Raw genomic sequence first — 21,103 nt, forward strand, 5'->3', positions numbered from 1 at the left:
CGCGGCGTTTACCGTGAGTTCGCGTCCACTGGCGGGCGCCACGAGCGGTGGAGGTCGCGCGGTGTCGTGGAGTCGGGTCGTGGGCGCGGTGGCGCTCGTCGGAGCTTCGCTCGTGGTGCAGCCGTCGTCGGCCGGCGCGGTGGACACCCGTCAGACGGCGGTCGTGTCGCTGGGCGACAGCGCCATGTCCGGTGAGGGCGCGGGCTCCTACGAGCCGGGCACCGAGGGCCAGAACGGCAACTGGTGCCACCGCTCCACCCAGTCGATGATCCACCGGACCGCGCTCGCCGAGCGCACCTTCAACCTCGCCTGCTCGGGCGCGGACTCGGCGAACGTGTCGCTGGCCGACACCACCCACTACACCGAGGGCTCCCAGGCGCGGCGGCTGGTCGACCTGGCCCGCCAGTACCGGGTGACCACGGTCCTCGTGCAGGTCGGCGCGAACGACGACCCGAGGTTCGCCGACACCATGGTCGACTGCGTGGCTGCCTGGGTGAACCCGTTCGGGCCGAGCTGCCGCTCGGAGCTGGCCGCCCAGTGGCCCGCCCGGCTGGCCGCCATGGCTCCCAAGGTGGAGACCGCGCTGCGGGACGTGCGCTCCGCGATGACCCAGGCCGGCTACGCCGCCTCGTCGTACTCGCTGGTGCTCACCTCCTACGCGTCCCCGGTGACCGAGAAGATGGACAAGCTGCTGCACGGCCCGCAGGGCTGCCCGCTGCGCCTGGCGGACGCCGGCTACGGGCGCACGGTGGCCGTGCCGCAGCTCTCCGACGCGCTGCGCGGGGTCGCGTCCCGCTCGGGTGTGAAGTTCCTCGACTTCTCCCGCGCCACGGAGGGCCGCGAGGCGTGCAGCAGGGGCGGCAGCACCACCGGCGAGTGGCAGCGCCGGCTCACCGTCGACCCGTACGCGCTGGTCAACGGCGGCTTGGACGCGATCGGCATCCACCTGGCGCAGCAGTCGTTCCACCCGAACGCCGCCGCGCACGCCCAGCTCGGCCGGTGCGTGACGGAGTTCGTGAACGGCGGCACCACCACCGCCCGCTGCCTCGAAGGCCCGGACGGCAACCTGCACGCGGTCGCCTGACCCACCGGTCGTGGCCCCGGCGCCGACCGTGGTGGCGGGGCCGAGCGGGGCCGGATCGGGGTGCCTGGCGGAGGTCCGCAGGCGCAACCCTAAGCCCTGCTCAAATCCTTCGACGGCTGTGACGTGCGTCCCTAGCCTTGTCCCATGAGGCTGCTGCTCTGGACCGTCCTGGTCTGCGCGTGCGCGGTCCACGGAGGGGAATCGCTGGTCCTGGTGTCGGGTGCGCTGCTGGCCGGCTGCGCCGCCGACCGGACGTTCACGCGCCGCCGCCGGGCGCGGGCGGGGGCAGGGCCCACGGCCTGACCGCCGCCCGAAACGCGGACCACGGGGGAAGCACGGGTACGGGTGGCCGGTGAACCGGGGGAGGAGCGTGGAAAGACGGGGTCGGGGAGTCCCGTGGACGGACCCCCCGACCCCTCGCGTGCGCCAGGCGGGACTGGGGGACCTCGCCTGACGCGTGGCTCGGGTCTTTCGACGTCAATGCTTTTTCGGTGCCGTGGCCGATGTGCGGTTATTCACAGTAAAGGACCGTCGTCGAGTCAGGTGGTGAAACCGCCGCCTCTTCCCCAGCCGGTGCCGTGCCGCCCATTGCCGTTCGTCCGCCCCATTGCCGTGCTGCCCCATTCGCACGGCCCGACGAGACCGTATTGCGCGGTGCTCTCGCCACGTAAGGGGCCGAACGGGTGAAACCGGGAAACCGGCCACTGCTCCGAGTGCCTCCGCAGTGCATTCGTCCGGCGGTGTCCCGGAGTCGGCGTATTCCTTTCTTGCGCATTCCGGCGAATCGGGATATTCCATCCCGACCGTGGTCGGTGGAGGTGGCGGGCGCACCCGTCGGCGGTGCGTTGTCGGAGAATGCCGAATACCGGGGTTCGCGGCGGAACCGGGAATGAACCGGCCGCCGGCGGGTATCGCGCGCACCCGCGCGGCCTTGCGCGGGTGGCGTTGTCGGGGTGGTACGCGAAAGCCGCTCACGACCGGCTCCACGGCACCGGTTCGCGGCACGCCGGTCAGGACCGGGTCAGGACCGGGACGAGTTGGTCGAGCGCGCGCAGGTGGGCGGCGCGGATGGCGGCGTAGTCGGCGTCCGACGCGGTGGCCGCCGTCGTGGTGATCGTGATGTCCAGCGGTTCGGCCAGCTCCGGCAGGTTGACGATCGTCTTGCCGCGCGCGTTGGCGACCCGCGAGTAGTTGCCCGCGACCGTGCGCTGCTCGTGCGGCGGGTAGGAGCCCTTCATGCTGTCGAACGCGCTCGCGCCGTCCGCGCCCCTGTCCGCGAACACCGAGATCTCCACCGACTCCACGCGCGACCCGTCACGGCCGCCGGGAGGGAAGGTCCACTTGCCGTACGCGCGCGGCGCGCGGCTGTCGGTCGACTCGTCCACGCACTTCGCGTCGTCCACCGGCAGGCCCTCGGACCGCATCCACGCCGTCAGCTCGCCCGCGCTCGCGCACAGGCTGATGCGCAGCGGCTCGCTGGTCCGCGTGGTCGACTCGACCGAGGCGGCCGGGGACACCTGCTGGGCGCACGCGCCGAGCGAGACGGCCAGGACGGCGGCGGCTACCGCACCACGAGATCTCACCATGTCCGTCTACATCGCCGGACGGACGCCGGACGTGACACTGAATGGATCACGTCCGGCGCCGAACGGTCTACCGGCCGGTCTCCGGGCACCTACGCCCGGTGGGCGATCACCGGCCTCACTTGGTCTTGAACAGCTTGACCTTCATCGAGGTGCCGTTCTGCGAGAGCACCTTCAGGCCGACACCCACCCCGGGCGTCTTCACGCCGGCGGTCGGGGTCTGCGGGAACCAGAACTGCTTGGTGTCGTCGAACACGGGCTTGGCCGGCTGGCCGCGCACGTAGGACGCCTTGCCGTTGATGTGCAGGGTGAACGAGTCCGACTTCTGCAACCCGAACGGCGCGTCGTAGCCCGAGACCGTGGGCGCCCAGACGCCGCCTTCGAGGTTGTAGATCGGCGCGGGGTTCGCGTCGATCGGCAGGATCAGGCCCTCACCGGGGTGCTCGCTGGTGTTGTTGTCCAGGTAGCTGGTGTCCCACAGCGACACGAGCAGGCCGTCCTGGTAGGGGAAGTGCTCCACCCACTTCGGCTTGTCCGGGAAGCTGTACCGGTAGGGACCGGTCCTGTTGTACTTGCCGTAGGACTCGTAGGTCCGGTTCGAGGCGATGTAGAACTGGTCGTACGCCTTCGTCTCGGTGCCCGCCGTGGCCCGGAAGCCCTTGAGCGCCCAGCCCGCGTTGGTCTCCGCGCCGTCCTCGAACACCGTCGCGCCGTCGGCGGTCAGCTTGAGCGCGTCGGCGAAGAAGCCCTGGAGCGCCAGGCCGCCATCGGTCCGGTAGGCGAAGCGGATCTTGGTGCTCTTGCCCGCGTACGCGTCCAGCGGCACCTTGATGTCCACCCAGCGGCCCCCGGTCGTCCCGCTGAGCGCGGGGGCGTTGCCGGAGTCGCGCAGGAACGGCTTGCCGTCGGACGTGCCGTCCAACTGGGTCCAGCTGCCATCGGCGTTCTGCGCCTCGACGTAGAGGTAGTCGAAGTCCTCTTCGATCTCGTAGCGCGCCTTGAGGGTCAGCTCCGCCGTCGTCTTGCCGGTCAGGTCGACCGCGCGCGTCATCGAGTGGTCGATGTCGTTGCCCTTGTCGCTCCACCACATCTTCGATCCCGCGAACGGGTTGCCGTAGGTGAACGTCTTGGACACGTCGGGGAGCACGACCACCAGGCCCTGGGCCTTCGCGGTGTTGTACTCGTGCGGTCCGAGGTCGAAGGTGCGCTCCTGGCCCGCCACCGCGACCTCGTAGTCCAGCCAGCCGAGCTGGAGCTTGTCCCACGCGGACAGCTCGTTGGCGCGGGTGCCCGGTGCCTCGCCGGGCTCGCCGACCCGGGTCTGGCCCATCAGCGACCACCAGTTGACGCTGTTCGTGCCGCCCTGGCTGATGTCGTAGTGGTCCGGCAGGCCGAGGTCGTGGCCGTACTCGTGGGCGAACACGCTGACGCCGCCGTTCTCCGGCTGCATCGTGTAGTCGCCGACCCACAGGCCCGTGTCGCCGATCGGGGCGCCGCCGAGCTTGTTGGTGCCCGGCCCGGTGTTGTAGTTCTTGAACGCGTAGCCCCGGTGGCTCCAGATGGCGTCCTCGCCCTGCCAGGGGTCGCGGTCGGCCTGGTCGCCGCCCGCGTGGACGATCTGGAAGTGGTCGATGTAGCCGTCCGGCTCGTTGAACTCGCCGTCGCCGTCGTAGTCGTACCGGTCCCACTCGTCGAACGTGGCCAGCTCGGTCCGGATCTGCTCGTCGGTGCGGCCCGCCGCCTTCTGGTCGGCGACCCACTGCGTCACCGCGTCGCGCACCAGCTCGTAGCTGTTGTTGCACACGTTGGAGGCGCACGGGAAACCGTCGGAACGGCCGTAGCGGGCCTCGTTGTAGCGGACCTTGACCCAGTTGGTCACCGAGCCGGTGACGCTGTAGCGGCCCGAGGACTGCTTGTCGTAGTAGTTCGCCACCGAGTTCGCGCCGGGCGCGGTGGAGAAGTACAGGTCCTGGAAGTACTGGCGGCTGAAGTCCGGCTGCCAGATCGTGGTGTTGTCCACGCCCCGGTTGGGCTGGGGGATCTCGTTGTGCTTCGGCCCGTCGAAGCGCACCGGGCCGGCGGTGCCGGGCGAGGTGTCCTGGTCGGGGTACTGCGGGTGGCGCTCGTTGCCGAACTCGGCGAGCACGACGAAGATCTTGTCGACCTTCTCGCGCTCCAGCTCGACGTACTGGTCCACCTTGGCGGCCTTCTGGCCGGACTTCCTGGCGTCCTTGCTGCCGACCTTGACGACGGTGCTCGCACCGCGCTTCTCGGTGGTCGCCTCGCCCGTGAGGACCTTCGCCAGCGCTTCCTGGCGCAGTGCGCGGCGCTTGTCCTCCAGCGGGTTGGGCAGTTCGTCGGGTCGGGCCTGGACGGTGTCGGTGCTGGTGTCGGGTGCCGCGGCGGCGGCCACGGGCATGATCGTGATGCCCGCAGTGGCCAGCGCGATCGCTGCTGCGCCGGCTAGGAGTCTGCGCACGAGTCCCCCTCGCTGATAGGTGAAAGAGGTTCGTGCGGACGGTATGCGCCGGGACGGCCCCAGCGGCACAGCCGGAAGTCGGGAGCGGAATGGCCCAAGCCCTTGCGCCCGCCGGGCTCATCCGAGGCCCGGACACCCGCTTCCGCGTCCGGTCTGCCCGACTCGTCCGTTCTCGTACGGCCGGTGCCACGCGGTCCTGACGTCCGCACCCGACCGCTTCGGGTCACGGGATTCGCGGGTTCGGGACCACCGGGCGGACTGGGCCTGTCCGATCCGCGTTTGCGGCGTCTAGGATGCCTTCGTGCCGAATCTGCGGATCAGCGAGGCCGCGTCCCTGCTGGGGGTCAGCGATGACACCGTGCGGCGGTGGGTCGACCAGGGGCGGCTGCCCGCCGTGCAGCTCGACAGCGGGCGCAAGGGGATCGCCGGGCGGGAGCTGGCCGAGTTCGCCCGGCGGCTGGCCGACGCCGCCGAACCCGGCACGACCGTCGCCGCGTCGGCCCGCAACCGGATGCGGGGCATCGTCACCCGGGTGGTCAAGGACGTGGTGATGGCCCAGGTCGAGCTGCAGGCCGGTCCGTTCCGGGTGGTGTCGCTGATGAGCCGGGAGGCCGCCGACGAACTCGGCCTGGAGGTCGGCAGCGTCGCCGTCGCCTCCATCAAGTCCACGCACGTCGTCGTCGAGATCCCGGAGGGCTGACCCGTGCTCCGCGCCGCCCTCGCGCTCGCCGTCGCCGCCTGCCTGGCCGGCTGCGGCGCGTCCGACCGGCCGACCACCCCGGACGGTGCCGTCACCGGGGACGTCACGGTGTTCGCCGCCGCGTCGCTCACCGAGGTGTTCACCGCGCTGGGCAAGGGCTTCGAGACCGCCCACCCCGGCACCAGGGTCCGGTTCAACTTCGCCGGCAGCTCCGCGCTCGCCCGGCAGATCACCGAGGGCGCACCCGCCGACGTGTTCGCGTCCGCTGCGCCGGCCACCATGCAGCAGGTGGTCGACGCGGGCGCCGTCACCGCGCCACCCGTCGTCTTCGCCCGCAACAGGCTCCAGATCGCCGTTCCCCGGGGCAACCCCGGCAAGGTCACCGGGCTCGCCGACTTCGCCAGGCCGGAGGCCGTGGTGGCGCTGTGCGCGGAACAGGTGCCGTGCGGCGCGGCGGCGAAGAAGGCGTTCGAGGCCGCCGGGGTGACGCCGAGGCCGGACACCCTGGAACAGGACGTCAAGGCGGTGCTCACCAAGGTCCGGCTCGGGGAGGCCGATGCCGCGCTGGTCTACCGGACCGACGTGCGCTCCGCCGGCGGCGACGTCGAGGGGATCGAGTTCCCGGAGGCCGACCGGGCGGTCAACGACTACCCGATCGCGCCGCCGGCGAAAGCCCCGAACGCGGCCGGTGCCACGGCGTTCGTGGCGTACGTGCGGTCCGACGCCGGCCGCGCCGCGCTCGCCGGGGCCGGGTTCGACGGGCCGTGACCACCCGCCGGGCCCGGGGACGACCGCCCGCCGTCCTCGTGCTGCCCGCGCTGCTGGGCCTGGCCTTCCTGCTCGTCCCGCTCGGGGGGCTGCTGGTCCGCACGCCGTGGTCGGAGCTGCCCGGCCGGGTGGCCGGGCCGGAGGTGGGTGAGGCGCTGCGGCTGTCCCTGGTCTGCGCGAGCCTGGCGACGGTCGGGTGCCTGGTGCTCGGCGTGCCGCTGGCCTGGCTGCTGGCCCGCACCGACCTGCCGGGGCGCGGGCTGCTGCGCGCCCTGGTCACCGTGCCGCTGGTGCTGCCCCCGGTCGTGGGCGGCGTGGCGCTGCTGGCGGTGCTGGGGCGGCGCGGCCTGGTGGGGCAGCACCTCGACGCGTGGTTCGGGATCTCGCTGCCGTTCACCACCGCCGGCGTGGTGGTCGCCGAGGCGTTCGTCGCCATGCCGTTCCTGGTGATCGCCGTGGAGGGCGCGCTGCGGGCGGCCGACCCCCGCTTCGAGGAGGCGGCGGCCACGCTGGGCGCGTCCCGGTGGCTGACCTTCCGGCGGGTCACGCTGCCGACGATCGCGCCGGGCGTCATGGCGGGCGCGGTGCTGTGCTGGGCGCGCGCCCTGGGCGAGTTCGGGGCCACCATCACCTTCGCGGGCAACTTCCCCGGCGAGACCACCACCATGCCGCTGGCCGTCTACCTGGCGCTGGAGACCGAGCCGGAGGCCGCCACCGTGCTCAGCGTCGTCCTGCTGGTGGTGTCGGTGGGCGTGCTCGCCGGGCTGCGCGACCGGTGGGTCGGGGGTGCGCCGTGACCGTGCGCGCCGACCTGCGGGTCACCCGCGAGCGGTTCCGGCTGGACCTGCCGCTGACCGTCGCGCCCGGCGAGGTGGTGGCGCTGCTCGGGCCGAACGGCGCGGGCAAGACGACGGCGCTGCGCGCGCTGGCCGGGCTGCTGCCGCTCACCGCCGGGCACGTGCGGCTGGACGACGAGCCGTGGGACGAGCCGCCCGCCGTCTTCGTGCCGGCCGAATGCCGCCCGATCGGCGTGGTGTTCCAGGACCACCTGCTGTTCGGCCACCTCAGCGCGCTGGAGAACGTCGCGTTCGGGCTGCGCGCCCGGGGCACGCCCCGCGCCGAGGCCCGCGTCCGCGCGCTCGGGTGGCTGGACCGCGTCGGCCTGGCCGACCACGCGCGGACCCGGCCCCGCGCGCTGTCCGGCGGCCAGGCGCAGCGCGTCGCGCTGGCCCGCGCCCTCGCCACGGACCCGCGCCTGCTGCTGCTCGACGAGCCGCTGGCCGCGCTGGACGCGAGCACCCGCCAGGCCGTGCGCGCGGAGCTGGGCCGGCACCTGGCCGACTTCCCGGGCCACACCGTGCTGGTCACCCACGACGCGCTGGACGCGATGGTGCTCGCCGACCGGCTGGTCGTCGTGGAGGGCGGCCGGGTCGTCCAGCAGGGGCCGCCCGCCGACGTGGCCCGCCGACCGCGCACCGGCTACGTGGCCGACCTGGTCGGCCTGAACCTCTACCGGGGGCGGGCCGACGGCACGACCGTGGCGCTGGCCGGCGGCGGCACCCTCACCGTCGCCGAACCCGCGTCCGGCGCGGTGCACGTGGCGTTCCCGCCGAGCGCGGTCAGCCTGCACCCGGAGCCGCCCGGCGGCAGCCCGCGCAACACCTGGCCGGTGACCGTGGCCGACGTCGAGCAGCACGCCCACACCACCCGCGTCCGGCTGGTCGGCACGCCCCCGGTGCTGGCCGACATCACCACGCCCGCGCTGGCGGAGCTGCGGGTGCGACCGGGCGACCCGCTGTGGGCGGCGCTCAAGGCCACCGAGATCCGCACGTACCCCGCCTGAGCGCCGCGCACCCCGGGCGGTGCACCGTCCGGAGTGGACGGTCGCCACCTCGCGCGACGGTAGTCCTCCCACCGCGACCGACCAGCCCGAACCACCCATCACGCACCGTGCCGCCTGGTAGGCTCGGCGTCATGTGGGTGATCTACGACTTCTCGGCCGGCGTCGTGCGCCGAGTCGTCGCGGAGTGTCGGGCCCAGGCGTAGCGACCGCTTCCCGCCCCGCCTGTCGAGGAGACCCTCCGGTGCCCATCCGCTTCTACAACACGCTGACCAGGCGCAAGGACCCGTTCGAGCCGATCACCCCCGGCGAAGTCCGGATGTTCGTCTGCGGGCCCACCGTCTACGACGCGAGCCACCTCGGCCACGCCAAGACCTACACCCACTTCGACTTCCTGGCCCGCTTCCTGCGCAGGCGCGGCTACCGGGTGACCTACGCGCAGAACATCACCGACGTCGACGACAAGATCATCAGCCGGGCGGCGCAGCTCGGCATCCCGCCCCACGAGCTGTCCGCCCGGTTCGAGGCCCGCTACCGGGAGGACATGGCCGCGCTGCGCAACGACTCCGTGGACACCTACGAACGCGCGCACGACCACGTGGACGACATCGTCGCGCAGGTCCAGGCGCTGATCGACCGGGGCCACGCCTACCGGCTGGCCGACGGCTGGTACTTCGACCTGGACAGCTTCCCGGACTACGGCAAGCTCTCCGGCCGGACGCACGTCGAGGCGGAGGACTCGGTCGCCCGGGTCGACGAGAACGCGCAGAAGCGCAACCCCGGCGACTTCGCGCTGTGGAAGGCGAAGAAGCCCGGCGAGCCGTTCTGGGAGACGCCGCTCGGGCCGGGCCGGCCGGGCTGGCACATCGAGGACACGGCGATCACCGAGGCCGTCTTCGGACCGCAGTACGACCTGCACGGCGGCGCGGTCGACCTGATCTTCCCGCACCACGAGGCGGAGATCGCGCAGCAGGAGGCGGCGTCCGGGAAGGTTCCGCTGGTCCGGTACTGGCTGCACGCCGGCCTGCTGCGGGTGGACGGCGCGAAGATGGCGAAGAGCTCCGGCAACTTCCTGACCATCCGGCAGGCGCTGGAGCTGGCCGACTTCCGGACCCTGCGGTACGCGTTCCTCAGCCAGCACTACCGGTCGTCCATGGAGTTCACCGACGTCACGCTGGCCAACGCCCGCGCGGCCCGCCGGCGCGTGGAGAACTTCGCCCGTCTGGCCGAACCCGGCCGTCCGGAGAGCACGTCCGCGCGCGACCTCGCCGAACGGGCCCGCGAGCGGTTCTTCGCCCACTTGGACGACGACCTCGACACCCCCGGTGCGGTGGCCGCGCTGTTCGAGTACGTCCGCGAGCAGAACCGCAGCGGCGAGCCGCCCGGCCCGTCCGCGCTCGCCCTGCTGCGCGAGGCCGACGGGCTGTTCGACGCCTTCGACCTGGACCGATCGGTGGCGGGCGACGGCGGCGCGGCCGGTGACGTCGAGGCGGAGCTGGCGCTGCGGCGGGAGCTGCGGGCGTCGCGCCGGTTCGCCGAGGCGGACCGCATCCGGGACGCGCTGCGCGCACGTGGCATCGTCATCGAGGACACCTCCGATACCACCCGATGGTGGTACCAGGACGCGTGACCTGGTGGTGCATTCGCAGGTTCGTGGTGTTCAGCGGGGTCCGGGGAACCGGAGTCGCGGATTCCGCCGGCGAATCGTTCCATGATCATTGTGCTAGCGTGCGGGCAGTACGGACAAAACGGCCGCCGACTATTCGGAAAGGCATGAGGTGTGAAACGTCTCCTTCCCCTGCTCGGCGCTGCCACGGCTCTCGTGGCCGCCGCCGGCGTCGCTTCCGCCCACACCCCTGATGGACACGGTCACGGGCACGGGCACGGCGGCAACGCGGTGACGATCGGGCGGTTCGCGCCGCCCGACCAGGCCACCAACGCCTTCACCTACGACTCGGCGCTGATCGAGCCGGGCTCGAAGGTGATGGTGGTGGCCACGCCGAAGCGGCGTTCGACCAAGGTGCAGCTCAGCGTGTGGGGCCTGGTCCCCAACCGCACGTACGGCTCGCACGCCCACCAGAAGCCCTGCGGCCTGCTGCCGGCCGACTCGGGCGCGCACCACCAGCACGTGGTCGACCCGAAGCAGCCCTCGGTCGACCCCGAGTACGCCAACCCGAGGAACGAGATCTGGCTCGACTTCACCACCGACTCGCGCGGTCGGGCCGTGGTGACCTCCGTCGTGCCGTGGCAGTTCGACGACCGGCGGGCCGGCTCGGTCGTGATCCACGCCGAGAAGACCGCGACCGAACCCGGCAAGGCGGGCACGGCCGGCCCTCGCCTGGGCTGCGCGACCGTCAAGTTCTGACCTCGCGGACGGGCGGGGCCGCCGGCCCCGCCCGTCCCGCGCGGAATCGGAATCCCACTCGATTTCCGCGCGGTCGGCGAACAATTGCCCCGGCTGCCGGCCGCGTATTCACCGCATTGCCGCGTGTTCGCGGGAACGTCCCAGGTGAAGGCCGGTGAATGCAGCCGGTGGACTCATTCGGGCAGCGCCTGCCCATGACGGATGTCGTGCGGGGATCGTGACGACTCGACTGCGTCCGGGCCGGGCCGGGTGGACACGCTGGGGCCATGACACAGGCGACAGCGGTCCGGGCCGGCGCGGCGGTGGCGTTGCGCGGGCTGCACAAGGCTTTCGGCGAGGTGCGGGCGGTCGACGGGGTGGACCTCGTCATCTCGCCCGGCGAGGTGGTGGCGCTGCTCGGCCCGAACGGCGCGGGCAAGTCGACCACGGTGGACGTGCTGCTCGGGCTGACCGAGCCCGATCGCGGCGAGGTGTCGGTATTCGGGCGCACGCCGAGGCAGGCGGTCGTGGAGGGCGCGGTCGGCGCCGTGTTGCAGAGCGGGTCGCTGCTGGACGACGCGACGGTCGGGCTGGTCGCGGCCCTGCACCGCGCACCGCTGCCGGTGGCCGAGGTGCTGGCCCAGGCCGGGATCGCGGACCTGGCCGGCCGCAGGTGCACCGGGCTCTCCGGCGGCCAGGAGCAGCGGCTGCGGTTCGCGCTCGCCCTGGTCCCCCGGCCCGACCTGCTGGTGCTGGACGAACCGACGGTCGCCGTGGACGTGGAGACCCGCCGCCGGTTCTGGCAGGCGATGCGCGCCTACACCGAGGCCGGGCGCACGGTCCTGTTCGCCACCCACTACCTGGAGGAGGCGCAGGACTACGCCGACCGGGTCGTGCTCATGCGGTCCGGGCGGGTGGTCGCGGACGGCTCGGTCGCGCAGGTGGGGGCCACCGTCTCCGGGCGCACGATCAAGGCGGTCGTGCCGGGCTTCGACGGCCGCGCGCTGCCCGGTGCCCGCAGCGCGGGAACCCGGGGCGACGTGCTGCACCTGGTGTGCGACGACTCGGACGCGGCCCTGCGGGCGCTGCTGGCCGCCTACCCGGCGGCCCACGACGTGGAGGTCACCGCGCTGGGCCTGGAGGACGCGTTCCTGGCGTTGACGGGGGAGGGCCGGTGAACCTCCGCTTCCTGGGTCTCGAAGTGCGGCGCGCGGTGCGCAACGGCCGCTACCTGATCCTCGCCGTGGCGTTGCCGGCGGTGATGTTCCTGCTGTTCGTGAACCTCTGCGGCGGCGCGGGCCAAACGTTCCCCAACGGCCTGCCGGTGGTGACGTCGCTGATGATGAACATGGCGCTGTTCGGCGTGATGTCCGGTCCGCTGTCCACGGGCGCGCGGATCGCCGTCGAGCGCGGCTCGGGGTGGCAGCGGCAGCTCCGGCTGACCCCGCTGACCGGCGCCGGGTACGTGGTGACCAAGGGCGTGCTCGGGATGCTCGTCGCGCTGCCGGCGATCGTGCTGGTCAGCGCGGTGGGAGTGGGCGAGGGCGTGCGGCTCGGCGTCGGGCAGTGGGCGGCCGTGCTGCTCGCGCTGTGGCCGGCGGCGGTGCCCTTCGTGCTGGTGGGCGTGGTGATCGGGCTGGTGGCGACGCCGGACGGGATGCAGGCGCTCACGGCCGGCGCGTCGATGCTGCTCGGCCTGCTGGGCGGCATCTGGATCCCGTCGGACGTGGCCCCGGACTGGCTGCGGTCGGTGATGGAGGTGCTGCCGACGTACTGGGCCAAGCAGCTCGCGCAGGCCCCGCTGGTGCCGGACGCCCCGGTCGCGCACGCGCTGCTCGTGCTGGGCGCGTGGGTGCTGGTGCTCGGGCTGGTGGCGGCCCGCCGGTTCCGCGCCGGCCGGGTCTGACGGCCTGGGTTGACGGCCATGCAGGTGCGGTGGGAGTGGCTGGCGTTCAGCTCCCTGTTCATCGCCTTCTACGTCCCCGGCGTGGTGTACGGGATCGTGGACGGCGAGCGGGACGCCTGGCTCAAGGTCGTGTCGGTCGCGTTGCTGGCGCTGTACTCGGGCAGTTGGCTGCTGATGCCCGCGCTGCTGGAGCGCTGCGACGACGAACGCCGCCGCACGACCGCCTGCGTGGCGCTCGCCACCGACGCCCTGCCGCGCGACGCGGGCGAGCTGATCACGCTGCTGTCGGTGTCGGTCGGCATGGTGTCGCTGGGCCGGCTGTTCCGGGCCAACCAGGCGTTGAAGTCGGCGCAGGAGGAGATCGCGACGCTGGCGGTGACCGAGGAGCGCAACCGGCTCGCGCGCGACCTGCACGACGTCCTCGGGCACAGCCTCACCACGATCACGGTCAAGGCGGGGCCGGCCCGGCGGCTGCTGGAGGCCGACGAGCGCGACCGGGCCTACGACGAGGTCAAGGGGATCGAGAACCTGAACCGGCAGGTGCTCGGCGACGTGCGGGCGACCGTGTCGGGGTACCGCGAGGTGTCGTTGTCGGCGGAGGTGGTGGGCGCTCGGGCGGCGTTGCGCGCGGCGGGCGCGGCACGGGCGTCGGTGCGCCCGGCACCGGGTTGGCGGGCCTGGCCGAACGGCTCGCCGAGGTCGGTGGCACGGTGGAGGCCGGTCCGCTCGACGGCGGCGGCTACCGGCTGCGCGCCGAGGTCGTGCGCGCCGGGGGCGCGGGCGGTGCGGTGGTGCGGGACGGGGCGGCGTGGGGGGAGGTCACGTGATCAGGGTGCTGCTGGCCGACGACCAGGCGCTGGTGCGCGGCGCGTTGGCGGCGATGCTGGGGCTGGAGGCCGACATCGAGGTGGTGGCCGAGGTCGGCGCGGGCGACGAGGTGGTGCCGGCGGCGCTGCGCACGGCGCCGGACGTGGCGCTGCTGGACGTGCAGATGCCCGGTCGGGACGGGCTGGCCGCCGCCGACCTGCGGGCGGCGCTGCCGTCGTGCCGGGTGGTCGTGTGCACCACGTTCGGCCGGCCCGGCTACCTGGCGCGGGCGATGGCGGCCGGCGCGGTCGGGTTCGTGGTCGAGGACGCCTCGCCGGAGCAGCTGGTGGACGCGGTGCGCCGGGTGCACGCCGGGCTGCGCGTGGTGGACCCGGCGCTGGCCGCCGAGTCGCCGGCGACCGGCCGCAGCCCGCTGACCGGCCGGGAGCGGGACGTGCTGGCCAGTGCGAAGGACGGCGCGACGGTCGCCGACCTGGCCAGGGCGCTGCACCTGTCCGAGGGCACGGTCCGCAACCACCTCTCGTCGGCGATCGGCAAGACCGGCGCGCGCACCCGGGCGGAGGCCGTGCGCGTGGCCGAGGACAGCGGCTGGCTGTAGACCGCACGTAGGCTGGGGTGATGCGCACACGCCCGACGCTGAGCTGGACCGCCACGGGTGCGCCGCTGCCGCGCACGACCAGCCTGGACGAGGTCGTGCGGGCGGTCGCCGACCGGGGTGTCGTGGTGCTGAGCGGGGCGGGGCTGTCGACCGAGTCGGGCATCCCCGACTACCGGGGCGCGGCGGGCAGCCTGCGCCGGCACACCCCGATGACCTACGACGAGTTCACCGGCAGCGAGGCCGGGCGGCGACGGTACTGGGCCCGCAGCCACCTCGGCTGGCGCACGATCGCCCGCGCCGACCCCAACGCCGGCCACCGCGCGGTGGCGGCGCTGCGCCGCGCCGGGCACGTGTCCGGCGTGATCACCCAGAACGTGGACGGCCTGCACCACGCGGCGGGCACGGCGGACGCCGTCGAGCTGCACGGCAACCTCGACCGGGTGGTGTGCCTGGACTGCCGCCGCGCGAGCCCGCGCGAGGAGCTGGACTGCAGGCTGCGCGCGGCGAACCCGGGTTTCACGGCGGACGTGGCGCGGATCAACCCGGACGGCGACGCGGACCTGGCGGACGAGGACGTGCGCGGGTTCCGGGTGGTGGCGTGCGCCGACTGCGCGGGCGTGCTCAAGCCGGACGTGGTGTTCTTCGGCGAGAACGTGCCCCGGTCGCGGGTGGGCGAGTGCGCGCGGATGGTGGACGGCGCCCGCTCGGTGCTGGTCCTCGGCTCGTCGCTGACGGTCATGTCGGGGCTCCGGTTCGTCCGGCGGGCGGCGGGCGCGGGTACGCCGGTGCTGATCGTGAACCAGGGCGAGACGAGGGGGGACCAGCACGCGACCGCGCGCGTCGACCTCCCGCTGGGGCGCGCGTTGACCGAGGTGTGCGAAGCGGTGCGGGTGGCCGTCTGACAGCGGGCGACGCCGTGCCGGTCCTCTGTGGACCGCGTGGGCGGACCGGTGCGCGACCGCTTCCGCCCTCGGGTCGTGCAGGGTGCCGCCACCAGGGGATTTCACCCTGATGTCGCAGCGTGTCGTTGTGCGGTAAAGGGTATCCAGTCGGCACAACCCCCGGAACGGCCCTGTGGCGGCAGGGCCGTTCCGCTCTCCGGCGAGGAGGACGTCATGGCGCACATCCGAGACCTGGTCGACGTCCGCAGCGGTGACGAGTTCGACCAGCCGGTCCCGTTCGGCCTGGTGTACCCGTTGCGCACGGCGGACGGCTCCGAACCTCCCAGCCAGCGCGGGCGCACCTGGGAACACCTCGTCGCATCCGGCCGGGAGCTGCGCCCGGCGGTGTGACCGGCGTGCCGCGTCAGCGCGCGCGCACCAGCGGCAGGTAGACCTCGTCCACCACCTCGACCAGCACGGCGTCCGGCACGTTCGGCACCCCGCTGGTGAGGAACTCGTTGCGCAGCAAGGCGACGGCGACCGTGGCGACCCTCGGGTGCAGTGCTTCCGGACGGGCTTCGCCACGGGCCACCGCGCGGCCCAGCACGGTCAGCCAGAGCGCGCTGCCCGCGTCGCCCACCTCGTCCCGGATCTGCGCCAGCAGCTCGGGCACGCCGATCCCGGCCATCAGCCCGCGCAGGATCGCGCCGTGCGGCGACGTCCAGTGCCGGTTCGCGCGGCGCAGCAGTTCGAGCACGTCCTCGCGCAGGCTCCCGGTGTCGGGCAGGTCGACCGCCGCCGTCACCAGGTGCCGGTAGGCGGCCACGCCCAGCACGGCCCGGTTCGGCCAGCGGCGGTAGATGGCGTTCTTGTTGGTGCCGGCCCGTTTCGCGACCCGGTCCATGGTCAGACCCTCGTACCCGGACTCGGCCAGCTCCTCGGCGGCAGCGGTCAGGATCGCCCGCTCCAGCTCCGCCCCGCGTCGCCGGGTCTCCGCCACGTCGTCCCCTTCCTGGTACGCGCCGTACCCTAACACCCTGCTCTGGGCGTGTGCTGACTTCGCTGTTAAGGTACGAGACGTACCGTAAAAGTGAGGGGTCGATCATGCGCGGCAAGGGCATCGGGTACGACACCGGGTTCGTCAACCAGTTCGGCGTCAGCACGCACGAGCGCTGGGACCCGCAGGCGGTCGGGCGCGACCTGCGGCGCATCCGGGACGACCTGCGCTGCACGGCGGTGCGGGTGACCGGCGGCGACCCGGACCGGCTGGAGGTCGCCGCCCGGATCGCCGCCGACCTCGGCCTGGAGGTGTGGTTCTCGCCGTTCACGTGTGAGCTCACCACCGCCGAACTGCTCGCCCTCCTCGCGGACTGCGCCCGCCGCGCCGAACGCCTGCGGCAAGGCGGTGCGCGCGTGGTCCTGGTGACCGGGGCCGAGTTGAGCTTGTTCACCAAGGGATTCCTGCCCGGTGATGACGGCCTGGAGCGCACGGCCGCACTGCTGGACGGACCGCGCGACCGGGTCGCCGCGCTGCTGGCGGACGTGCCCTGGAGGATCAACGAGTTCCTCGCCGAGGCGGTCGCGGTGGTGCGCGGGCACTTCGGCGGTCCGGTGACCTACGCGTCCATCCCGTTCGAGGGAGTGGACTGGACGCCTTTCGACATCGTGTCGGTCGATGCCTACCGGGCCGTCGAGATCGCCGACCGCTACGAAGACCTGATCCGCGCGCTCGTGGCGCAGGGAAAGCCGGTCGCCATAACGGAGTTCGGCGCGGCGACCTACCGGGGCGCGGGCGACCTGGGCGCGCGCGGCACGCTCGTCGTGGAGTACGCGGACGGCCGCCCGACCGGGTTCGGCCGCGACCTGGTCCGCGACGAGCGCGAGCAGGCCGAGTACCTGCGCGAGCTGGTCGAGGTCTTCGAGCGGGCCGGTGTGGACGCGGCGTTCGCCTGCACCTACGCGTGCTTCCACCTGCCGCACGGCGGCGAGCCGGACCTCGACCTCGGCAGCTTCGGCGTCGTCCGGGTGGACCTGGACGGCACGCGCGTGCCCAAGGAGGGCAGCACGGCGCTCGCCGAGGTCTACGGGCGGAGCGGTCCGGTTCAGGGCACGTACGAGCGGACCGCGTCGAGGTAGTCGGAGATCGCGTCCCGGTTGCGGGTCAGGCAGCGGACCCGCTCGGTCATCCGGTCGCGCTCCCGCTCCAGGGTGGCGAGCATCTCCGGGGTGGCGTCGGGGAAGTGGATGGACCGGGGCTTGTCCAGGCAGGGCAGGACCTGCTTGATGATCCGGGTGGGCAGCCCGGCGTCGAGCAGCCCCCGGACCTGGAGCACCCGGTCGACCATGGCGGCGTCGTAGTCGCGGTAGCCGTTGGCGGACCGGGTGGACACGATCAGCCCGCGCTCCTCGTAGTAGCGCAGCAGCCGGCGGGACGTGTCGGTCCGCTCGGCCAGTTCCCCGATGCGCATGTGCTCCACCTCACGGTCACGGCAGTGGACCTTCACACAGGTGTGATGGTCCGAGCATACGGTCATGTCGAACCGGACTCCCGCTCCTCCCGGCCTCCCGCTCAGAGCCCTGCTGCCACTCACCCTGGCCGCGTTCGTCACCGTCCTGACCGAGGCGCTGCCGGCCGGCGTGCTGCCCGCGATGAGCGGCGGCCTGGGCGTGGGCGAGCCCGCCACCGGGCAGCTCGTCACGATCTACGCCGTCGGCACCGCCGTGTCGGCCATCCCGCTCGTCACGGCCACGGCGACGTGGCGGCGCAAGCGCCTGCTGCTGGTGTCCATGGCCGGGTTCGCGGCGGCCAACACGGTCACCGCCGTGTCGGCCGCCTACCCGCTCACCCTCGCCGCCCGGTTCGTCGCGGGCATCGCGGCGGGCGTGGTGTGGGCGCTGCTGGCCGGCTACGCCCGCCGCCTCGTGCCCGCGCACCTGGCGGGCCGCGCCGTGGCGGTCGTGATGGCGGGCCTGCCGGTGGCGCTGTCGCTGGGCATCCCGGCGGGCACCGCCCTCGGCGGGCTGGTCGGCTGGCGGGCGACGTTCTGGGCGGTGACCGCGCTGGCCGTCCTCCTGGTCGCGGCGATCGTCGCGCTCGTCCCGGACCAGCCGGGCAGCCCCGCCGGCCGGGTGCGGGCACGCGCCGCGCTGCGCCACCCCGGCGTGACCGCCGTGCTGTTCACGACGTTCGTGTTCGTGTTGGCGCAGACCGTGTTCTACACCTACGTGGCCACCTACCTCGGCGAGGTCGGCCTCGGCGACTCCGTCGACGTCGTGCTGCTGGTGTACGGCGTCGCGTCCATCGTCGGCATCGGGTACGTCGGCGCGCACATCGACCGCCGGCTGCGCACCCTCACCGTCGCGGGCACGCTCGTGGTGGCCGTCGCGGCGGCGGCGCTGGCCGCGCTGAACGACAGTCAAGCCCTCGTCTACGCCGCCGTCGCGCTGTGGGGCCTGGGGTGGGGCGGCATCCCGACCCTGCTCCAGACGGCGGTCGCGGACGTGGCGGGGGACCAGGCGGACAGCGCCCAGGCCATGCTGGTGACCCTGTGGAACGTGGCCATGGCGGCAGGCGGTGTCGTCGGTGGCCTCCTGCTCGGAGTTGCCGGACCGCTGTCGCTCCCGTGGACCACGGCGGCGCTGCTCGTGCCGGTGCTCGCGGTGGTGTTGGTGGGTCGCGGCTTCCCCCGACCGGCCGGGCGACCGGCGCACCCGTCCGCAGCGAGCGGTCCCGAGGCGGGTGCGGTGCCTACTCGGCGATAGCGAGGATCCCGGCCACGTCGTCCTCGACCTCGTCCCCGCCGATGTGGAGGCTGCGCTACGTCAACTCTCCAGCCGGGGCAAGATCGGGGACTCAGCCAACGCCATCAGGGTGGGGTGGTCGCCGCCGTCGAACTCCGCCTCTCCGAGGTGGAGGTGCCGCAACGCGGGGTACCCGGCCGGGTCGAGGGTCGCCAACTGCTCGACGGGGCAGGCGGTGCCGTGGACGTCGGCGGCGATCTCCAGCACCAGCGTGACGACACCGGGCACCTTGTGCGGGAAGACGGCGCCGTCGGACAGCACCGCGCCGCGCAACCGCAGCTCGGTCAACGCGGGCAGGGCGTCGCCGTCGATGTCGTCGAACAGCAGGCCGCCCTCGGCGGACAGCTCGCGCAACGCGGGCAGCGCGTGCCACAGGCCGTTGGCCGAATCGTCCACGAACCCTCGTGCAGCCGCGCCGTCGAGTCGATCCGGCCGCCGGTGGAGGTGGTGGCGTCCTCGAACAGGAGCTGGAAGTCGTGCCCGAAGTGCAGGGAGGTCAGCCGGCCGCGCCGGTGGCCGGCCAGCGCCTGCGCGGCCCGGCGCGCGGAGTGGTGGAAGTCGGTCAGGTGCAGCTCCAGCCGGCGCAGGTCGGCCGACACCGGGTCGGCGAGCAGCGCCTCGACCAGCGCGGCCTCCCACTGCTCCGGGTCGCTCGCGTCCGCGCCGAGCCGCGCCACCAGCCCGCCGCGCCCGGCGGCCGTGCCCGGGGCGAGGCGGAACACGGCCCCGTCCAGCCGGTCGCCGGCCCAGGTGAGCTGCCAGGAACCGTCGACGGCCGGCGCTCCGGAGTCGATCACGGCGCGTCGTAGGCGGTGGGTACGACATCCCGTGCGCACGACCGCCGGGGCAGCCGCGCGGACGGCACCGGTCCCGCCCGGCGGGGCGGGACCGGCACTCCCGCGTCAGCAGGCTGCGGCGACCGGTCCGTCGGAGCCGGTGTTCACGAAACCGTCGCTGATCCACTTGCCGTCTTCGAGCCGGTTCCACAGGTCCGTGCGACCCCACACCCCGTCGACGGCCTCGCCGCGAGAAGTGCACGCGATGGACACCACCGCGCCGTCCGCGACCGTGCCCACCGACGAGTAGCTCAGGCCGGGACCGGACCGCAGGTTCACCGAGCTGTTCGAGCCCCCGTCCACGGTGCCGGTGGGCAGCGTCGTGCCGCCACCGCCGTAGTTCGTGACCCGGCCGCCGACGTTCACGCGCGTGCTGCCGCGCTGCGCGTAGCCGCCGTACGCCTGCGAGCCCTCGTAGAAGGTCCAGCCGCCGATCGTCATCCCGTTGACGCTGATGTGGGAGTTGCCGCGCAGCAACGAGAAGTGCACGTGCGCCCCGGTGCTCGAACCGCCGCACGGCAGCTCGTTGCCGATGTTGCCCAGGTACGTACCGGTGCGCACGGCGCTGCCGTCGGCGAGCGTGGTCAGGTTGTACATGTGGTAGTAGGTGGTGCTGTAACCGTTGTCGTGCACGACCTTCACCAGCGCGCTGCGGCCCACGATGCAGCTCTTGTAGACGCGGCCGTTGCCGGCGGACAGGACGCGGCCGTCACCGCCGTTGAAGTCGATCGAGCTGAACGGCCGGCTGTTGCCGCTGTTGCCGTGCGGACCGCCGCCCATCCACCACGCCACGTTCACCGGCCACGGCAGGCCGAGACCGGTCGGCGCGAGCGCTTGCGCGCGGCTGCTCTGGTTGGCCGCGAACGTGCGCTTCTCGCCGTCGCTGAGCACTGCGGACGGGGCCTGCGCGGCGAGTGCCGCGAACCCGGCGGTGCCGTCGAGCTCGACCCGCCACGCGGACCGCTCCTTGCGGGCCAGGAACAGCGCCATGTGCGGAGCGCCGTGCTCCTGGCCGTAGGTCATCGGGATGGTGGTGCTGCCGAACACCCACGAGCCGGACGTGCGGGTGGGCTCGAACAGCGGTTCGCGCAACGACTGCGTGCCCCACTCCCGCTTCAGCGCCTCGCCGTGCTGCTGGAGCATGGTGGCGCGGACGGTCGCGGCGAGGTCGGGCTCGGGCGCGGCGGCCGTGGCGGACGGCGCGACCAGCACCACGGCGCCGGCCGCGAGCGCGGAGAACAGCGCGGCGAACCGCCGCGCGGACAACGGACGGGACATGTGCCCTCCAGGGGAAATCGGCACAGGGCAGGGATCCGGCGGCTCTTGCAGGGGGCCGCCGCGCCGATGACATACCGGAGGTCCGACGTGGTCAAGGTCGCCTGCACCAGGTGACCCACGACTGTGGAATGTGCCCCCAATACTGTGGAGGGATACCCACCTTCGTCGGTCATATCG

General features: G+C 73.2%; 24 protein-coding genes and 1 pseudogene. 17 read left to right on the forward strand and 8 right to left on the reverse strand.

Translation table 11 applies throughout. From position 1 onward, the window contains the following. Positions 1–61 precede the first annotated feature (61 nt). Both AB0I60_RS07640 and AB0I60_RS07645 read left to right on the forward strand, forming a co-directional pair. Positions 62–1,084 (forward strand): GDSL-type esterase/lipase family protein, encoded by a 1,023-nt coding sequence (locus AB0I60_RS07640; RefSeq protein WP_360726597.1) that lies wholly within the window; start codon positions 62–64, stop codon positions 1,082–1,084. A 144-nt stretch (positions 1,085–1,228) separates the two neighbouring features. Continuing rightward, positions 1,229–1,387, forward strand: coding sequence for a hypothetical protein (locus tag AB0I60_RS07645; RefSeq protein WP_360726599.1), 159 nt, complete (start codon positions 1,229–1,231; stop codon positions 1,385–1,387). A gap of 707 nt (positions 1,388–2,094) precedes the next feature. On the opposite strand, the gene AB0I60_RS07650 is transcribed toward AB0I60_RS07645, so the two are convergent. Both AB0I60_RS07650 and AB0I60_RS07655 read right to left on the reverse strand, forming a co-directional pair. Beyond that, complete coding sequence (locus AB0I60_RS07650; RefSeq protein WP_360726601.1) at positions 2,095–2,670, reverse strand: hypothetical protein; 576 nt, start codon at positions 2,668–2,670, stop codon at positions 2,095–2,097. 115 nt (positions 2,671–2,785) lie between these two features. Continuing rightward, positions 2,786–5,146 carry an immune inhibitor A domain-containing protein gene (locus tag AB0I60_RS07655; RefSeq protein ID WP_360726603.1) on the reverse strand — a complete coding sequence of 787 codons (2,361 nt, stop codon included), beginning with the start codon at positions 5,144–5,146 and terminating at the stop codon, positions 2,786–2,788. A 301-nt stretch (positions 5,147–5,447) separates the two neighbouring features. Between AB0I60_RS07655 and AB0I60_RS07660 the strand changes: the two genes are divergently transcribed. The 8 genes from AB0I60_RS07660 to AB0I60_RS07695 all read left to right on the forward strand — a co-directional run bounded on the left by AB0I60_RS07660 (position 5,448) and on the right by AB0I60_RS07695 (position 12,704). Then, on the forward strand, positions 5,448–5,846 hold the full coding sequence (locus AB0I60_RS07660) for a TOBE domain-containing protein (RefSeq protein ID WP_360726605.1): 399 nt from the start codon (positions 5,448–5,450) through the stop codon (positions 5,844–5,846). A gap of 3 nt (positions 5,847–5,849) precedes the next feature. Next, positions 5,850–6,614, forward strand: coding sequence for a molybdate ABC transporter substrate-binding protein (gene modA, locus AB0I60_RS07665; protein WP_360726607.1), 765 nt, complete (start codon positions 5,850–5,852; stop codon positions 6,612–6,614). After that, positions 6,611–7,411 (forward strand): molybdate ABC transporter permease subunit, encoded by an 801-nt coding sequence (modB, locus tag AB0I60_RS07670; protein WP_360726609.1) that lies wholly within the window; start codon positions 6,611–6,613, stop codon positions 7,409–7,411. The genes modA and modB overlap by 4 nt, the downstream gene beginning before the upstream one ends. Further along, the gene (locus AB0I60_RS07675; protein ID WP_360726611.1) at positions 7,408–8,457 is read left to right on the forward strand and encodes an ABC transporter ATP-binding protein; all 1,050 of its coding nucleotides are present in this window, start codon (positions 7,408–7,410) and stop codon (positions 8,455–8,457) included. Before modB ends, AB0I60_RS07675 begins: the two co-directional genes overlap by 4 nt. A gap of 241 nt (positions 8,458–8,698) precedes the next feature. Next, complete coding sequence (gene cysS / locus AB0I60_RS07680; protein WP_360726613.1) at positions 8,699–10,084, forward strand: cysteine--tRNA ligase; 1,386 nt, start codon at positions 8,699–8,701, stop codon at positions 10,082–10,084. 150 nt (positions 10,085–10,234) lie between these two features. After that, on the forward strand, positions 10,235–10,819 hold the full coding sequence (locus tag AB0I60_RS07685; protein WP_360726614.1) for a superoxide dismutase: 585 nt from the start codon (positions 10,235–10,237) through the stop codon (positions 10,817–10,819). 266 nt (positions 10,820–11,085) lie between these two features. Beyond that, positions 11,086–11,976 (forward strand): ABC transporter ATP-binding protein, encoded by an 891-nt coding sequence (locus tag AB0I60_RS07690; protein WP_360726616.1) that lies wholly within the window; start codon positions 11,086–11,088, stop codon positions 11,974–11,976. Further along, positions 11,973–12,704 (forward strand): ABC transporter permease, encoded by a 732-nt coding sequence (locus AB0I60_RS07695; RefSeq protein ID WP_360726618.1) that lies wholly within the window; start codon positions 11,973–11,975, stop codon positions 12,702–12,704. The genes AB0I60_RS07690 and AB0I60_RS07695 overlap by 4 nt, the downstream gene beginning before the upstream one ends. Before the next feature lie 68 nt (positions 12,705–12,772). Here AB0I60_RS07695 and AB0I60_RS07700 read toward each other — a convergent pair whose 3' ends face one another. Beyond that, a complete protein-coding gene (locus AB0I60_RS07700) occupies positions 12,773–13,141 on the reverse strand; it encodes a hypothetical protein (protein WP_360726620.1) in 369 nt (122 codons plus the stop codon). Here AB0I60_RS07700 and AB0I60_RS07705 point away from each other — a divergent pair. The 5 genes and pseudogenes from AB0I60_RS07705 to AB0I60_RS07725 all read left to right on the forward strand — a co-directional run. Beyond that, a pseudogene (locus tag AB0I60_RS07705) lies at positions 13,080–13,232 on the forward strand (histidine kinase); the annotation flags it as partial. The gene AB0I60_RS07700 and the pseudogene AB0I60_RS07705 overlap by 62 nt on opposite strands. A gap of 140 nt (positions 13,233–13,372) precedes the next feature. Next, the gene (locus tag AB0I60_RS07710; RefSeq protein WP_360726622.1) at positions 13,373–13,531 is read left to right on the forward strand and encodes a hypothetical protein; all 159 of its coding nucleotides are present in this window, start codon (positions 13,373–13,375) and stop codon (positions 13,529–13,531) included. Further along, positions 13,528–14,130, forward strand: coding sequence for a response regulator transcription factor (locus AB0I60_RS07715; RefSeq protein WP_360726623.1), 603 nt, complete (start codon positions 13,528–13,530; stop codon positions 14,128–14,130). The genes AB0I60_RS07710 and AB0I60_RS07715 overlap by 4 nt, the downstream gene beginning before the upstream one ends. A 20-nt stretch (positions 14,131–14,150) precedes the next feature. Then, positions 14,151–15,032: an NAD-dependent protein deacetylase gene (locus tag AB0I60_RS07720; protein ID WP_360726624.1), complete on the forward strand. Its 882-nt coding sequence runs from the start codon at positions 14,151–14,153 to the stop codon at positions 15,030–15,032. 213 nt (positions 15,033–15,245) lie between these two features. Continuing rightward, positions 15,246–15,422 carry a hypothetical protein gene (locus AB0I60_RS07725; protein ID WP_360726626.1) on the forward strand — a complete coding sequence of 59 codons (177 nt, stop codon included), beginning with the start codon at positions 15,246–15,248 and terminating at the stop codon, positions 15,420–15,422. Between the two features lie 13 nt (positions 15,423–15,435). Here AB0I60_RS07725 and AB0I60_RS07730 read toward each other — a convergent pair whose 3' ends face one another. Continuing rightward, a complete protein-coding gene (locus AB0I60_RS07730; RefSeq protein WP_360726628.1) occupies positions 15,436–16,011 on the reverse strand; it encodes a TetR/AcrR family transcriptional regulator in 576 nt (191 codons plus the stop codon). 104 nt (positions 16,012–16,115) lie between these two features. Here AB0I60_RS07730 and AB0I60_RS07735 point away from each other — a divergent pair, with 104 nt between their 5' ends. After that, positions 16,116–17,147, forward strand: coding sequence for a hypothetical protein (locus AB0I60_RS07735; protein ID WP_360726630.1), 1,032 nt, complete (start codon positions 16,116–16,118; stop codon positions 17,145–17,147). Here the strand turns inward: AB0I60_RS07735 and AB0I60_RS07740 are convergent. Further along, positions 17,114–17,479, reverse strand: coding sequence for a MerR family transcriptional regulator (locus AB0I60_RS07740; protein WP_360726632.1), 366 nt, complete (start codon positions 17,477–17,479; stop codon positions 17,114–17,116). The genes AB0I60_RS07735 and AB0I60_RS07740 overlap by 34 nt on opposite strands. Before the next feature lie 64 nt (positions 17,480–17,543). Between AB0I60_RS07740 and AB0I60_RS07745 the strand changes: the two genes are divergently transcribed. Continuing rightward, positions 17,544–18,773 (forward strand): MFS transporter, encoded by a 1,230-nt coding sequence (locus AB0I60_RS07745; protein WP_360726634.1) that lies wholly within the window; start codon positions 17,544–17,546, stop codon positions 18,771–18,773. Positions 18,774–18,833: 60 nt separating this feature from the next. Here AB0I60_RS07745 and AB0I60_RS07750 read toward each other — a convergent pair whose 3' ends face one another. From AB0I60_RS07750 to AB0I60_RS07760, 3 genes are all read right to left on the reverse strand, one after another. Then, the gene (locus AB0I60_RS07750) at positions 18,834–19,166 is read right to left on the reverse strand and encodes a hypothetical protein (protein ID WP_360726636.1); all 333 of its coding nucleotides are present in this window, start codon (positions 19,164–19,166) and stop codon (positions 18,834–18,836) included. Continuing rightward, complete coding sequence (locus tag AB0I60_RS07755) at positions 19,097–19,609, reverse strand: hypothetical protein (RefSeq protein ID WP_360726637.1); 513 nt, start codon at positions 19,607–19,609, stop codon at positions 19,097–19,099. The genes AB0I60_RS07750 and AB0I60_RS07755 overlap by 70 nt, the downstream gene beginning before the upstream one ends. 105 nt (positions 19,610–19,714) lie before the next feature. After that, on the reverse strand, positions 19,715–20,926 hold the full coding sequence (locus tag AB0I60_RS07760) for a peptidoglycan DD-metalloendopeptidase family protein (protein ID WP_360726639.1): 1,212 nt from the start codon (positions 20,924–20,926) through the stop codon (positions 19,715–19,717). Between the last annotated feature and the right edge of the window lie 177 nt (positions 20,927–21,103).

Source organism: Actinosynnema sp. NPDC050436 (genome assembly GCF_040655415.1).
In the GTDB taxonomy this organism is placed as follows: domain Bacteria; phylum Actinomycetota; class Actinomycetes; order Mycobacteriales; family Pseudonocardiaceae; genus Actinosynnema.

What these genes read in the sequence shown, in the direction of transcription:
- AB0I60_RS07740 (WP_360726632.1), bottom strand. Translation starts at nt 17,479, where the DNA reads ATGCGCATCGGGGAACTGGCCGAGCGGACCGACACGTCCCGCCGGCTG.
- AB0I60_RS07690 (WP_360726616.1), top strand. Translation starts at nt 11,086, where the DNA reads ATGACACAGGCGACAGCGGTCCGGGCCGGCGCGGCGGTGGCGTTGCGC.
- AB0I60_RS07645 (WP_360726599.1), top strand. Translation starts at nt 1,229, where the DNA reads ATGAGGCTGCTGCTCTGGACCGTCCTGGTCTGCGCGTGCGCGGTCCAC.
- AB0I60_RS07745 (WP_360726634.1), top strand. Translation starts at nt 17,544, where the DNA reads ATGTCGAACCGGACTCCCGCTCCTCCCGGCCTCCCGCTCAGAGCCCTG.
- AB0I60_RS07760 (WP_360726639.1), bottom strand. Translation starts at nt 20,926, where the DNA reads ATGTCCCGTCCGTTGTCCGCGCGGCGGTTCGCCGCGCTGTTCTCCGCG.
- AB0I60_RS07720 (WP_360726624.1), top strand. Translation starts at nt 14,151, where the DNA reads ATGCGCACACGCCCGACGCTGAGCTGGACCGCCACGGGTGCGCCGCTG.
- AB0I60_RS07725 (WP_360726626.1), top strand. Translation starts at nt 15,246, where the DNA reads ATGGCGCACATCCGAGACCTGGTCGACGTCCGCAGCGGTGACGAGTTC.
- AB0I60_RS07650 (WP_360726601.1), bottom strand. Translation starts at nt 2,670, where the DNA reads ATGGTGAGATCTCGTGGTGCGGTAGCCGCCGCCGTCCTGGCCGTCTCG.
- AB0I60_RS07735 (WP_360726630.1), top strand. Translation starts at nt 16,116, where the DNA reads ATGCGCGGCAAGGGCATCGGGTACGACACCGGGTTCGTCAACCAGTTC.